The 13,375-nt window shown below is 63.8% G+C and carries 8 protein-coding genes; 2 read left to right on the top strand and 6 right to left on the bottom strand.

From position 1 onward, the window contains the following. Window positions 1-101 precede the first annotated feature (101 nt). Window positions 102-1,055 (top strand): NAD(P)-dependent oxidoreductase, encoded by a 954-nt coding sequence (locus tag RMN99_RS08790; protein ID WP_309622934.1) that lies wholly within the window; start codon window positions 102-104, stop codon window positions 1,053-1,055. Here RMN99_RS08790 and RMN99_RS08785 read toward each other — a convergent pair. The 6 genes from RMN99_RS08785 to RMN99_RS08760 form a co-directional block, all read right to left on the bottom strand. Then, window positions 1,052-2,659 carry a GMC family oxidoreductase N-terminal domain-containing protein gene (locus RMN99_RS08785; RefSeq protein WP_309622933.1) on the bottom strand — a complete coding sequence of 536 codons (1,608 nt, stop codon included), beginning with the start codon at window positions 2,657-2,659 and terminating at the stop codon, window positions 1,052-1,054. The two genes, RMN99_RS08790 and RMN99_RS08785, sit on opposite strands and share 4 nt — an antisense overlap. Then, on the bottom strand, window positions 2,656-3,846 hold the full coding sequence (locus RMN99_RS08780) for a mandelate racemase/muconate lactonizing enzyme family protein (protein WP_309622932.1): 1,191 nt from the start codon (window positions 3,844-3,846) through the stop codon (window positions 2,656-2,658). Before RMN99_RS08780 ends, RMN99_RS08785 begins: the two co-directional genes overlap by 4 nt. After that, window positions 3,843-5,270 (bottom strand): aldehyde dehydrogenase family protein, encoded by a 1,428-nt coding sequence (locus tag RMN99_RS08775; protein WP_309622931.1) that lies wholly within the window; start codon window positions 5,268-5,270, stop codon window positions 3,843-3,845. Before RMN99_RS08775 ends, RMN99_RS08780 begins: the two co-directional genes overlap by 4 nt. A 1-nt stretch (window position 5,271) precedes the next feature. After that, window positions 5,272-6,531 (bottom strand): MFS transporter, encoded by a 1,260-nt coding sequence (locus RMN99_RS08770; protein ID WP_309622930.1) that lies wholly within the window; start codon window positions 6,529-6,531, stop codon window positions 5,272-5,274. A 54-nt stretch (window positions 6,532-6,585) separates the two neighbouring features. Beyond that, complete coding sequence (locus tag RMN99_RS08765; protein ID WP_309622929.1) at window positions 6,586-8,598, bottom strand: sulfotransferase; 2,013 nt, start codon at window positions 8,596-8,598, stop codon at window positions 6,586-6,588. 164 nt (window positions 8,599-8,762) lie between these two features. Then, window positions 8,763-11,546, bottom strand: a complete 2,784-nt coding sequence (locus RMN99_RS08760) for a TonB-dependent receptor (protein WP_309622928.1) — start codon at window positions 11,544-11,546, stop codon at window positions 8,763-8,765. Window positions 11,547-11,940: 394 nt separating this feature from the next. Between RMN99_RS08760 and RMN99_RS08755 the strand changes: the two genes are divergently transcribed. Next, on the top strand, window positions 11,941-13,320 hold the full coding sequence (locus tag RMN99_RS08755; protein ID WP_309622927.1) for an L-serine ammonia-lyase: 1,380 nt from the start codon (window positions 11,941-11,943) through the stop codon (window positions 13,318-13,320). The last annotated feature ends 55 nt before the right edge of the window (window positions 13,321-13,375 follow it).

Genomic DNA, 13,375 nt, shown 5'->3' with positions numbered 1-13,375 from the left:
GGCGAGGATCAACGCAATTCGAGCATAACCATTTCTAATTTTGGCGATCACGCGCCAGTAAGGGCATGCTGTAGGGCGCGAAGCAACAGCAGGGAGTAAACATGAAGATCGGTTTCATCGGCCTCGGCAATGTCGGGGGCAAATTGGCGGGCAGTCTGCTGCGGAACGGACACGATCTGGTGGTGCGCGATCTCGATCCAGCGCTGATGGCGGATTTCGTCGCCCGCGGGGCCAGTGCTGCGGCCAGCCCGCGCGATCTGGGTGAGCGCTGCGATGTTATCGTCACCTGTCTGCCATCGCCCGCCGCCAGCGCCGCAGTTGCCGAAGGCGCGGACGGATTTTTGCCCGTGATGCGCCCGGGGCAGGTGTGGATGGAAATGAGCACCACCGATTTCGAAGAGGTCATCCGGCTCGGCGCACTGGTTGCGGCGCAAGGCGCATTGTTCATGGAATGCCCGGTTTCGGGCGGATGCCACCGCGCCGATACCGGCAATATCTCGATCTTCGCCGGCGGCCCGCGCGATGGGTTCGATACGGTCTTGCCGCTGCTCAAGTCGATGGGCCGGCGGATCCTCCACACCGGCGATCTCGGCACCGCATCAAAGCTCAAGGTGATGACCAATTACCTGTGCACCGTGCACCTCGTCGCGCTGGCCGAAGCCTTGACCACCTGCAAGGCCGCCGGGCTCGACATGAACACAACTTACGAAGCGATCCGCATTTCCAGTGGCAACAGCTTCGTCCACGAAACCGAAAGCCAGGTGATCCTCAACGGCAGCCGCGACATCAATTTCACCATGGATCTGGTGAGCAAGGACGTGGGTCTGTTCGACGATATCGCAGCTGAGCACGGCGTGCCGGTGGAATTGTCGCCGCTGATCGTCCGCCTGTTCAAGGAATCGCGCGAAGTCTACGGCGACCGCGAGTTTTCGCCCAACATCATCCGCCGCTTTGAAGAGCCGCTCGGGCTGAAGGTGCTGGGGTCGGGGTTCCCGGCCGATATGGTTGACGATGAGCCCGAAGAGCCGGGCTACGAAGTGATCCCGCGGCGCTAGGCGTCTTCCAACAGTAGCGCCGCGCCCTTTTCGGCGACCATTACCGTCGGCGCGTTGGTATTGCCTGATGTGATGCCCGGGAAGATCGAGGCGTCGGCCACACGCAGGCCCGCGATTCCGTGTACCCGCAGCCGCTGATCGACCACCGCGTGCGCCGGATCGGGCCCCATCATGCAAGTGCCGACGGGATGATAGACGGTATCGGCGCGGGCCCGGAAATCGGCGATCCAGTTGGCCGGCTCCGCTTCAGGAACCAGCCGCGCGGTGATGATGTCGGCGAGCGGCCCGGCGGCGGCAATGCGCCGGATCATGGCGATCCCCTGCTGCGCTTCGGCCAGATCATGCTCGGTATCGAGGTAATTGGGCTGGATTTGCGGCGGCGCGAACGGATCGCTGCTCTTGATCCGCAGCCAGCCGCGGCTGGTCGGGCGGCAAGCGTTGAACGACAGCAGGAAGGCCGGGAACGGATCGGGATTGGCCAGCCGCCGCTCGCTTAGCGGCGTCTGGGTGTAGCTGACCGGTGCGAAATAGAGCTGCAGGTTGGGGCGCGTTTCACTCGGCGCGCCGCGCACGAACCCGCCGGCCTGATTGACGCTCATCCCTAATGGCCCGCCGCGGTTCCACGCATAGTTCAGCGCAGCGCGGGCCTTGCCCAGCAGCGGGCCAAGCTCCTGGTTAAGCGTGGGCACGGTGCTGCCGTAGAAATAGCTGACCGCGAGGTGATCCTGCAGATTGGCACCCACGCCGGGCAAGTGATGCAGCGGTTCGATCCCGGTCGCGCCAAGATGCGCCCCGTCACCGATGCCCGAAAGCTGCAGCAGTTGCGGCGATCCGATCGCGCCCAGGCACAGCACCACCTCGCACCGTGCCCGCGCGGTCTTGAGCCGACCGTGCTGGCGGTATTCCGTGCCAATCACGCGCTTTCCGTCCAGCAGCAGGCGCGTGGCCTGCGCCCCGGTCTGCAGATCTATGCCCCCGCGCCGCAGCGCCGGGCGCAGGTATGCGTTGGCAGTCGAAGCGCGGCGGCCATTCCGGGTGTTGATCTGGAAAATCCCCAGTCCTTCGCCCTTGCTGCCGTTGAAATCGGGGCTGACCGGCACGCCCAACCCCGCCCCCGCAGCGATAAAGCGCTGGCACAGCGGATGGGCCTTGGCGGAAATGTCGGTCACGTGCTGCGGCCCGCCGTGGCCGCGCACGCCTGGTTCGGCGATGTCGCTGTCCTCGGCTCTGATGAAATGGGGCAGCACATCGAACCAGCCCCAGCCGACATTGCCCGCCGCACGCCAATCATCGAAATCGTGCGCAAAGCCGCGAACGTGGACCATCGCGTTGATCGATCCCGATCCGCCCACCACCTTGCCGCGCGGCCAGTATGAGCTGCGCCCGTCCAGCCCCGGAACCGGATCGGTATCGTACATCCAGTTGACCTTGGGATCGAAGAAGGTGCGGCCATAACCGATCGGCAGCTGGATCATCAGCCGCCGGTCGCTACCGCCAGCTTCCAGCAGCAGCACCCGCGTGCCGGGTCGCTCAGCTAGCCTGCTGGCCACCACGCAGCCGGCAGTGCCCGCGCCGATCACGATGTAATCATAGTCGCCGCTCATGGGCTGACAGGATGCTGCGTCATGTCGAGGTGGAGCATATCGCCGGTATAGGGATGCGCGCGGGCAACGGCCTCGTTGAGCTCGATCCCTAGTCCCGGAGCCGTCGGCGGGATCACCCGGCCTTGTTCGAACTGCATCGGCACTTTCAGGATCTCGCTATGAAATCCGCCCCAGTCTTCGATCGATTCGAGGATCAGGAAATTGGGCGAACAAGTGGCCAGCTGGACATTGGCGGCGCCCACCACCGGGCCGCAATAGAGGTGCGGAGCGATCTGGACATGGCGCACTTCGGCCATCCCGGCGATCTTCTTGGCCTCAAGCAGCCCGCCAACCCGTCCCAGGTTCAGCTGCAGGATCGCTGCCGCGCCGCAGTCAAGCAGCCGCGCGAAATCGTACTTGGTGGCGAGCCGCTCTCCCGCCGCGACCGGGATCGAGGTGGCGCGGGCGACCTTGGCCATTTCCTCGGGCGCATCGGGCGGGACGGGTTCTTCCAGCCACAGCGGATCATAAGCCTCAAGCCGCTTCGCCAGCCGGATCGCGCCCGCTGCGGTCATCTGGCCGTGAGTGCCGAACAGCAGGTCAGCCTTGCTGCCCACCGCTTCGCGCAGCACCTTGCAGAAGCGCTCCGACAGATCGAGCGCTTCCAACGGCAATTGCCGTCCGTCAAACGCCGAATAGGGCCCGGCGGGATCGAACTTGAGCGCAGTGAAGCCCATGTCGAGATAAAGCTGGGCGCGCTCCGCCGCCAGATCGGGATCGTGATAGACGTCGCTCTGGTCGCCCGGGCGCGGGTAGATGTAGGTGTAGCTGCGCAAGGCTTCGTGCACTTGCCCGCCGAGCAGCTTGTAGACCGGTTGCCCCGCTTCCTTGCCGATGATGTCCCAGCAGGCCATCTCGAGCGCCGAGAGTACGCCCATTACCGTCAGATCGGGATGCTGGGTGAAGCCGGCCGAATAGACCCGCCGCCACATGCTCTCGATATCGTGCGGATCGCAGCCTTCGAGGTAGCGTGCGAACATGTCTTCGATCAGCTTGGCGACCAGGTGCGGCGAGAACGGCACGCAGTAAGCTTCGCCAAGCCCGGTCGAGCCATTGTCGGTGGTCAGCTTGACGAACACGAAATAGCGCCCGCCGAAATGCGGCGGCGGATTGCCGACCACGAACGTCTCGATTGCGGTCAGCTTCATGGCACGCGGAACCCGCTGATCGATTTGATTTCCAGAAAATCGTGCAGTCCGAACTTGCCGTATTCGCGCCCGTTGCCCGATTGCTTGTAGCCGCCGAACGGTGCCATGTAGTCCTGACTGGTGCCGTTGATGCTAACCCCGCCCGCGCGCATCAGGCGCGCAATGCGCCGTGCCCGCGCCAGATCGTCGGTCTGGACATAGGCGTAGAGCCCGTAGGGGCTGTCATTGGCGATTCTGACCGCTTCAGCCTCGTCAGCGAAGGGGATCATGACCAGCACCGGGCCGAAAACTTCTTCCTGCGCGATGGTCATCTGGTTGTGGACCCCGGCGAACACGGTCGGCTTGACGTAATAGCCGCGTTCAAACCCCTCAGCGCGGCCGGTGCCACCGGCCACCAGTTGGGCCCCTTCGTCGATTCCCGCCTGGATCAGCAACTGGATCTTGTCGAAGTGCGCCTTGCTGACCACCGGCCCCAGATGATCGCCCCTGGCCTTTGGATCGCCCAGCGCTGTCTCCTTTGCAACGCGGGCGGCGATTGCCACGGCTTCGTCATAAACCGATTGCTCAACCAGCATCCGGGTCGGTGCGTTGCAGCTCTGGCCGGTGTTGCCGAAACACTGCTGGACCCCGCGCGTGACCGCCGCTTCCAGCCCAGCATCGGCAAACACGATATTGGCTGATTTTCCGCCCAGTTCCTGCGCCACGCGCTTCACCGTAGCGGCCGCCGACTTGGCAATCTGGACCCCGGCGCGGGTCGATCCGGTGAACGAGATCATATCGACCTCAGTGTGGCTGGTCAGCGTTGCGCCGATCGCCGCGCCGGTGCCGTGGACCAGGTTGAACACGCCCGCAGGGAAACCCGCCTCAGCGATCATTTCCGCAAACAGCTGCGCGGAAAGCGGCGCCATTTCGCTGGGTTTGAGCACCATGGTGCAGCCCGCGACCAGTGCCGGGCCGACCTTGCAGGCGATCTGGTTGATCGGCCAGTTCCACGGCGTGATCAGCACGCAGACCCCGATCGGCTCGTGGGTGACGATCCCGTCCTCGCCCACCTCATAGTCCCACGCCATCGCGCGCGCCGCGCGGACGGTGGCCTTCAGATGGCCGGGCCCGCTTTCGGCCTGGGCATCGCGGGAAAGGTCGTAAGGCGCGCCCATTTCGGTGCTGATCGCCACAACCATTTCGTCATAGCGCGCCTCGAACACCGCGATCAGCTTTTCGACCAAGGCGAGCCGCGCGTCGAGCGGTGTGGCGGCCCAGCCATCGAACGCCGCCCGCGCGGCGGCAATGGCAGCATTGGCCTCTGCCGGGGTGCACAGGGCGACGCGCGCACAGACGTCCTCGGTCGCGGGATTTATGGCTTCGAACACGCCGCCCGCAGGTTCCGGCAGCACCCATTGTCCGGCAATATAGGATTTCAGCATTTCAGACATATCCCACCGCCCGCTTTTGATCTTCGACTGCCAGCCTTTCTGCGCGCCAGTAATGCCAAGCCGCCCAGAAGCCGGTCGGCGCCAGCACCAGCAGCGCCATGCGCAGCGAAGCCGCGCTGGGCTCACCACCTCCGGCGAAATAGTCGCTCATCCAGCCCACGGCCTGCGGGGCGACGATCAGGTTGAAGACATTGGCCACCAGCAACGAAACGGCAATGAACATCGCCCGCATCTTGGGCGGGGCAAAGTTCTGGCCCAGCGCAAAGGCGGGGCCGATGTAAAAGTAGATCGCCGGGATGAACAGCCACCACATCAGCCGCGCGGTTTCCAGCGAGTGGGTATAATAGGCCAGGAACGAAGGCACCGTCGCCAGCGCGGTCACCACGGCCAGCACCCGCAGGATCTTGCGCGGATCGGTGTAGCTGGGCTTGGCGAACAGCCAGGCGGTCAGCAGCGAAGCGCCGATCCCGCCGATCAGGTGGATCGGGGCGAGCACGCCGCCGCCGCCGCCCACCGGCAAGCCATAGGACCGCTCGATATAGGCCGGGGTGAACCACATCAGTCCCCAGCCCCACAAGGCCGAAAGGCCGCTGCCCATCATCGTGTGCACCGCCGCCTTCTGCGACCACAGGAACTGCATGGTGGTGATGAAATCGGGCGCAGCGCCATCCATCGGTGCATCATAGCGGCCGCGCGGTGGCTCCTTGATCGTGAACAAAATCAGCAGCGCCAGCAAGATTCCGGGCACCCCCAGCACATAAAAGGCGGCGTGCCAGCCATAGGCATTGGCCACCTGGCCCGCCATGTCGGCCCCCAGCCAGGCGCCGATCGGTGCGCCCAGGGCAAAGATGGTCATCGCCATGGTGCGGCGATCAGGCGGGAAGTAGTCGGCGACAATGGTGTTGCACGGCGGGGTTCCGCCAGCCTCGCCAATCCCCACCCCGATCCGCGCCAGCAGCAGCTGCCAATACCCCACTGCCATCCCGCACAGCGCCGTCATCAAGGACCACACGGCAATCGAGAATGACAGCAGGTTGCGACGGTTATAGCGGTCTGCCACCCACGACAGCGGCAGCCCCATGGTGACATAGAACAGCGCCAGCGAGACCCCGGTGAGGAACGCCACCTGTCCGTCTGACAGCCCCAGTTCGACCCGGATCGGTTCGAGCACGGTCGACATCACATAGCGGTCGGCGATGTTGATCGTGTAGACCAGCATCATCACGATCAGCACGTACCAGCGCTGTCCCAAACTTGGGCTGCTGTCCCGCGCCGGTGGTGCAATCGTTGCCATGTATTTTCCCCCTCAGGTACTTGCCAGTTCCGGCCCCAGAACCGCGCGCAGCGGATCGAGGTGGTCCGAATAGTTCTCCCACTGATCGACGCCGCTTTTGAACAGCGGTTGCCGGACCTGTTCCGAACTGGCGGTACGCACCGCGCGTTCGGTTTCGTGAAAGTTGAGGCAGGCCGCTTCGAACGGCAGCCCCAGAAAATCAAGCATGCGGCGGACCTGGCTTTCCAGATCGGCCACCACGTCCTCATAGTTCACGCGCAGCACCTTGCCGGGCAACACCGCGCCCCAGTGGTCCATCAGGCCGACGTAATCGCGGTAATAGTGGCCCACTTCTGTCAGGCCATAGGTAAATTCCTGCCCTTCGGCGAACAGCTGCTTGAAGCCCGAAAAGCAGCAGCCCATCGCCCCGCGCCGCGCGTCGATGATTTTCGCATTGGGCAGGATCAGGTGGATCAGACCGATATGGCGGAAATTGTTCGGCATCTTGTCGATGAAGAACGGCGTGCCGCGCTTGCGGTGGATCTGGGTGTCACTGATAAAGGCTTCACCGAAGGTGCGCAGTTTGTCAGGCCCCAGATCGGTCAGGTTGCCGGGATAGTTGGCCGCTTCGCCAATCCGGCGCTGCCCGTCAATCCGGTGCGCCAGCGCCAGCACGTTGGGCAGCTCAAGCGTGCCTTCGATCTGGCTGTGCGATGAAAGGATTTGTTCAAGCAGCGTGGAACCGGCGCGCGGCAGACCAAGGATGAAAATCGGATCGGGCGCCTGGCAGCCCGCCCCGGCAAACTTTTCGAACAGTTCAGCCGTGCAATGTTCGCGCTGCAGGGCAATCTCGGCGGTGATCCGGCGCCAGTCATAGCCGACCTCACCCCGCTTGAGGCGGTTGCCGCGTTCGTAATAGCCGAAGCTTTCGCTGAAGGCTCCGCGGTCCTCCAGCGCCTTGCCCAGCGCGAAACACAAGTGATAGCGATCGCTCAGCTGGGTGGCCGGCTGGTCTTCGAAAGCGCGCATCTGATCGATCTCGGCATCTTCGAAGCGGTAGGTTTTGAGATTGGCGAGGCTCCAATAGGCATCGCCGAAATCGGGGCGTACGCCGTAAGCATCGCGGTAGGCCGCAATCGCCTCGGCCTGCTTGCCGATGGTCTTCAGCGCATGGCCGACCGAAAGGTGCAGGGTGGGATTTTCCGGGTTGCGCGTGATCGCATTGGCATAAAGGTCCAGCGCCTCGTCAAACTGGCCGACCGCCAGCGCCTGGTTGGCATAAAGCAGCTCGAACTGCGGGTTGTGCGGGGCCTTGCGGCGCAGCGCGGCGGCCTGGTCCAGCGCTTCGCCAAACTTCTGCCGCTTGTGCAGCAGGTTGACGTAATCGAAATGGGCGTTGGTATTGGCCGGTTCGAGCACGAGGCAGCTTTCCAGCAGGAATTCGGCATCGTCATAGGAATTGAATTTCACGCCGATCTCGGCCAGCAGCCGCATCGCTTCGGTATTGCGGCCATTGCGCTGCAGGAACGCGCGGACCTGGCGTTCGGCCATGCCCAGCCGGTGTTCCTGAACCAGGCTGACCACCGCCTGCAATTCGGGTGGCAGACTTTCCAGATAGGCGCATTGCGCGCGGGCGAACTGGGCGGCTTCGGCGCGGCCCGCTGCGGTATGGAACTGGACCAGCATCTTCCAGCTGGCGAGCAGGCCGACATTGTGGGCCACCGCATCCTGATAGGCGCCCAGGGCTTCGTCGATCCGGCCCAGCGCGCGCAGGCAGTGCCCGCGTTCCTGATAGGCGCGGCCATAGCCCGGGTCGACCTTGATCAGCGCCTCGGTGGCGGCAAGGGCATCGGCCGGGCGGTGATCGTAACGCTGCGCCGCCGCCATGATATACAGCGCCTCGCGGTGTTCACCCTGGACGGTCAGGACATCCTTGCACAGCTGCTCGGCTTCGGCCGGCGCCCCGCGTTGCAGGGCGGCCTTGGCCGCCTCGACCTTGACGGCAAGGTCTGCGGCGGGATCGGTCTGATCGGTGGCTCTATCCATTCCCATCCGGTCAATCTGGCTGGATTTGCGGCATTGTCCAACCCCCAAACCTTGGTGCCAAACAGGGGCAGCGTACTGGACGCTGCCCCTGCCCGACCCGAAGAACCTGACACCCCGAACCGGACGCGGCTTGCGCCGGCCGGATTGGGCGCGGCTCTTGCTTGTTACATCTTGTACGACACCCGCATCCCGATGGTGCGCGGGCGCGTGGTGGTGACACGCTTGTCGCCATCGTTGGCGCTGGTGAACAGCTGCGGCCGTTCATCACCCAGATTATCGCCATAGATGGTGATCGACCAGTTGTCCTTGCTGAAGCCGAACGAGGCTTCGAAGGTGCTGTAACCCGCCTGCGCGAACGATTGCGGTTGCAGCTGGATCGCGCTGCCGGGCGTTACCGTAACCCCGTTGATCACCGAAGTCTGACCGCACACCGCATAGGGCGAATTGCAGCCGGTGTAGAGGATGTTGGTATTGGCGATCACCGACGAGATGGTTGATCCGACGTGGTGGAACCCGGCCTGGACGAACGGTTTGAGCCCGGTGCTGGTTTCCCATTCGTAGCGCAGCTGGATGTTGCCCTGGAACTTCGGGCTCAGCGCCAGCGGGCTGCCCGCCGCCACGACCACGCCCTGGCTGCACAGCAGCTGCGCGATCGCGTTGGTGGTGCAGCCGGTCAGCTCGGAATCGTTGTACGAGAACCCGGCACCAATCGTCAGCCCGGGGCTGGGACGCGCCGTGATATCGCCTTCGATGCCCTTGATCTTGCCGTTGGCAAGGTTGCTGACAAAGGTCTGGTTCGAGATGTTCTGGTTGAATGCGGCGATCTGGATTTCCTTCCAGTCGATCGCATAGGCGGCAAGGTTGATCTGCAGCCGCCGGTCGAACAGGCCCAGCTTGGCACCCACTTCGAAGTTCGTCACCGAGTCCGGCTTGTAGGCGCGGTTGGTTGAACAGGCCGCGGTATAGGTAGCATTGGAGGCAACCCCGCCGTTGCAGCCCTTGCGGTTGAAGCCGCCCGGACGGAACCCTTCGGAGTAGGTGAAGTAGACCAGCGAAGTCGATGATACCTTGTAGGACAGGTTGCCCTTGAAGATGACCCCCGAATAGCTGGCTGGGTTGATGCCCGCCAGGTTGACCGTGAGATTGGCACTGGCTGGAAGCGAAGTGGGTGCAACCGCCAGCGGCACGTAGTTGCAGGTGGTTAGCCCGGTTGCCGGATCGGTGCTGACCGAAGCGCAATTGGCCCGAACCGAGCCCGAGAAGCTGGTGCTCGACCCGCCATACATCCCCGCGCTTTCGTTGTAATAGCGCGCCCCGCCGGTCAGGATCAGCTTGTCGGGCACGATGTCGATATTCACTTCGCCATAGACCGCAAACTGGCGATCACGGCGCAGGATCGTGTTGACGAAGCCCGCCCCGGCCAGCGGGCCGACGCCCAGCACATTGACCGCCGGATTGGGTGCCAGGTTGTAGATGAACCCGGCGGCCGGCAGGACATAGTTCCACTGCGTCACGTCATAGATGCGGTTGACATCGTAGTAGACGCCCAGCGTGCCGCGGACGCGCTTGTCGGCCGGGGTGGTGATGCGCAGTTCCTGCGTCCAGCGCCGGTTGGTATCATCGATCTTGTAGCTGTTGTTCGGCGAATAGCAGGTCTGGCCCATCCCGGCAGAAGTTCTGCCCAGAAAGTCCGGGTTCGTGGCGGTATAGCCCGAATAATAAACGCCGCGATCGCAGTTGTAGAACGGCAGATAGAGGCCAAACGAGGCATATTTGGCATAATCGCCAACCTGCAGTGCGTGGTGGTCCTGGTACGACGAGGAGAAGATCACGTCGAGCATGCCGAGCCGGCCCTTGATCGTCAGGGTCGACAGGCTGATCGTGTCTTCAAGCGTGTTGGGGCCGTATTGCTGGACCTTGAGATCGCCGATCGCCGGGGTGTAATCGAACACGCCGTCGGTTTCGAGTTCCTGGTACAGCGTCATTGCTTCGATCGACCAGTCATCGTTGATCTGGTAGGCCAGCGTGGCGCGGCCGCCGTTGTAATTGGCGTCGTTGTAATTGTCTTCGATGAAGGCGCTGTTGGAGATCGACTGGCGCAGCGGAACCTTGAAGCCGCCGGAGGTGCCGGTTGCCGTGGCAACGCAGCCGACCACTCCGACGCAGCTTTCGATCGCCTGGGCCACCAGCAGCGGATTGCCGGTGGGCAGACGGCCCGCGCCGCCCGGATCCCACGGCATCCGGTAGGTGCCGGCAACGTTGTCGATATAGCCGCCCTGATGATCGCTATAGAACGCCAGGCGCAGGCCCAGCTTGTCCTTGATGATCGGCAGATTGAGGAAGCCGTCGACGCCAAAGCTTGGCGCGCCGCCCTTGGTGGTGGCGGCGGTCGCCGAAAAGCCGGCGTGGACTTCGTCAAGTTCGGGCTTGTTGGTGATATAGCGGATCGCACCGCCCATCGCATTGGCGCCGAACAGCGTCCCCTGCGGGCCGGCCAGCACTTCGATGCGGTTGATATCGGTGGCGTGGATATCAAGGTTGCGGCCCGGCGTGGAGGCAGGCGCGTCGTTCACGTAAAGCGCGACGTTGGGCTGCACCCCGGCAACGCCCAGAATCTGCGCACCGGCCGTGTCAGTCGACAAGCCGCGAATGTAGATCGACGAAATCCCCGGCCCGCGCGAAGCGGTGCGCACGTTGGGCAGGTATTCGACCAGCTGTTCGAAGTTGGCGACGCCAAGCTGGTCCAGCTCTTCGCCGCCGATCGCCTGGATCGCCACCGGAATGCGGTTGGCGCTTTCGGCGCGGCGGGTGGCCGTCACGATCAGATCGGGCACGGTGCTGTTGGAAGATTCGGCGCTTTCGTCCGCGGCTTGCGCGAAAGCAGGTGAAGCGGTGGACAGAACCGCGATCGCGATGGCTGCCGACGACAGTTTCAAACTCGTCTTCATGTTTTCCCTCCCCTGGATTCGGTCCGAATTGCTCGGTCTCATGCCGGGTATCATACGGTATGGCCAACGGGCCTGTCGCCGCGAAATCTCATTTTCGCATGGGGCCATGCATCATCGCCCCCTGGAACTGCGCCGGATTGCTTTTCGAACCGGCGACTGAGCGAAAGACCCAGAGTTTCTAACGGAAAGGCTGGCGCTTTCTCCCGCGCAAACGATTGCCGGGTTTCACGATGCGGTAAACTTTAATTGCCCTGCATCAGCAAGGCTTAGATGCGGCATTAGCGGCAGTGAAGCTGGGGAATCGGCGTTTGGCACTACGCGCGCGCAGCCCTATGAAGCGTGCAAGCAAACGCCGGTCGCCCAGGCTGCGTGTGATGAAGGAGGCCGCCAGGCCATGAGTTTCGGCACGTTCGACCTGTTCAAGATCGGCATCGGCCCGTCGAGCTCGCATACCGTCGGGCCGATGGTCGCGGCGCGGCGCTTTTCGCTTTGGCTCGAACAGGCCGGGCGGCTGGGGCTGGCGGCTCGGATCAAAGTCGATCTCTATGGCTCGCTGGCGCTGACCGGCAAGGGCCACGCCACCGATACCGCGATCATTCTGGGGCTGTGCGGCGAAGTACCGGCCACGGTCGATACCGATGGCGTCCCGGCCTTGCTGGCGCGGGTCCACGGCGAAAAGACCGTGCTTCTGCTGGGCCGCCACCGCGCCGCTTTCGATCCGGCCAGCGACATCGCGTTCCTGCAGCGCCAGCGCCAGCCGTTCCATTCCAATGCCATGGCGATGATCGCGCTCGATGCCGATGGCGGCGAGATTTGTCGGCGGATGTACTATTCGATCGGCGGCGGCTTTGTGCTCGACGAGGACGAGGCGGGCAGCAACAGCGGGGCCGACGCTGCCGATATGGCCTTGCCGTACGATTTCCATTCGGGCGCGGAATTGCTGGCGCTGGGCGCTCAGACCGGTCTGACCTTTGCCGAACTGATGTTTGCCAACGAATGTTCGCGCAGCCCGGCGGCAGAGGCAGAGGCCGGACTTGACCGGATCGCCCAGGCGATGTCGGATTCGATCGATCGCGGTTGCCGCAACGAAGGCGTGCTGCCCGGCGGGCTCAAGGTAAAACGCCGCGCCCCGGCGCTGGCCTGCGATCTGGCGCAAAAGCAGGGCATGAACCTGGGCGATCCGCTGGCGGTGCTTGACTGGATCAACCTGTGGGCGATGGCGGTGAACGAGGAAAACGCCGCCTGCGGCCAGGTGGTTACTGCCCCCACCAATGGCGCGGCGGGGATTATCCCGGCGGTGCTGCGGTTCCACGATCGCTGTTATGGCGGCACGGCCGAAACCCGCCGTACGTTCCTGCTGACGGCAGCGGCGATCGGCGTGCTTTACAAGAAGAACGCTTCGATCTCGGGCGCCGAAGTGGGCTGTCAGGGCGAAGTCGGCGTGGCCTGTTCGATGGCGGCGGCGGGGCTGACCGCGGCGATGGGCGGAACCAACGCCCAGATCGAGAATGCCGCCGAAATCGGCATGGAGCACAACCTTGGCCTGACCTGCGATCCGATCGGCGGGCTGGTCCAGATCCCCTGCATCGAACGCAATGCGATGGGCGCGGTCAAAGCGATCGACGCCTCGCGCCTCGCGCTGCTGGGCGATGGCACTCACCACGTCAGCCTCGACAAAGTGATCGAAACGATGCGCCAGACCGGGCTTGATATGCGCGACAAGTACAAGGAAACGTCGCTCGGCGGGCTCGCGGTGAATGTGGTGGAGTGCTGAGGCGCTTTCGTTTGGTGCGCTGATCGCCTCCGCGATCAGCTTTGCAACACCGGCC

The sequence above is a fragment of the Novosphingobium sp. genome (genome assembly GCF_031417815.1).
Classification (GTDB): Bacteria; Pseudomonadota; Alphaproteobacteria; order Sphingomonadales; family Sphingomonadaceae; genus Novosphingobium.
This window is presented reverse-complemented; position numbering and strand designations above follow the sequence as displayed.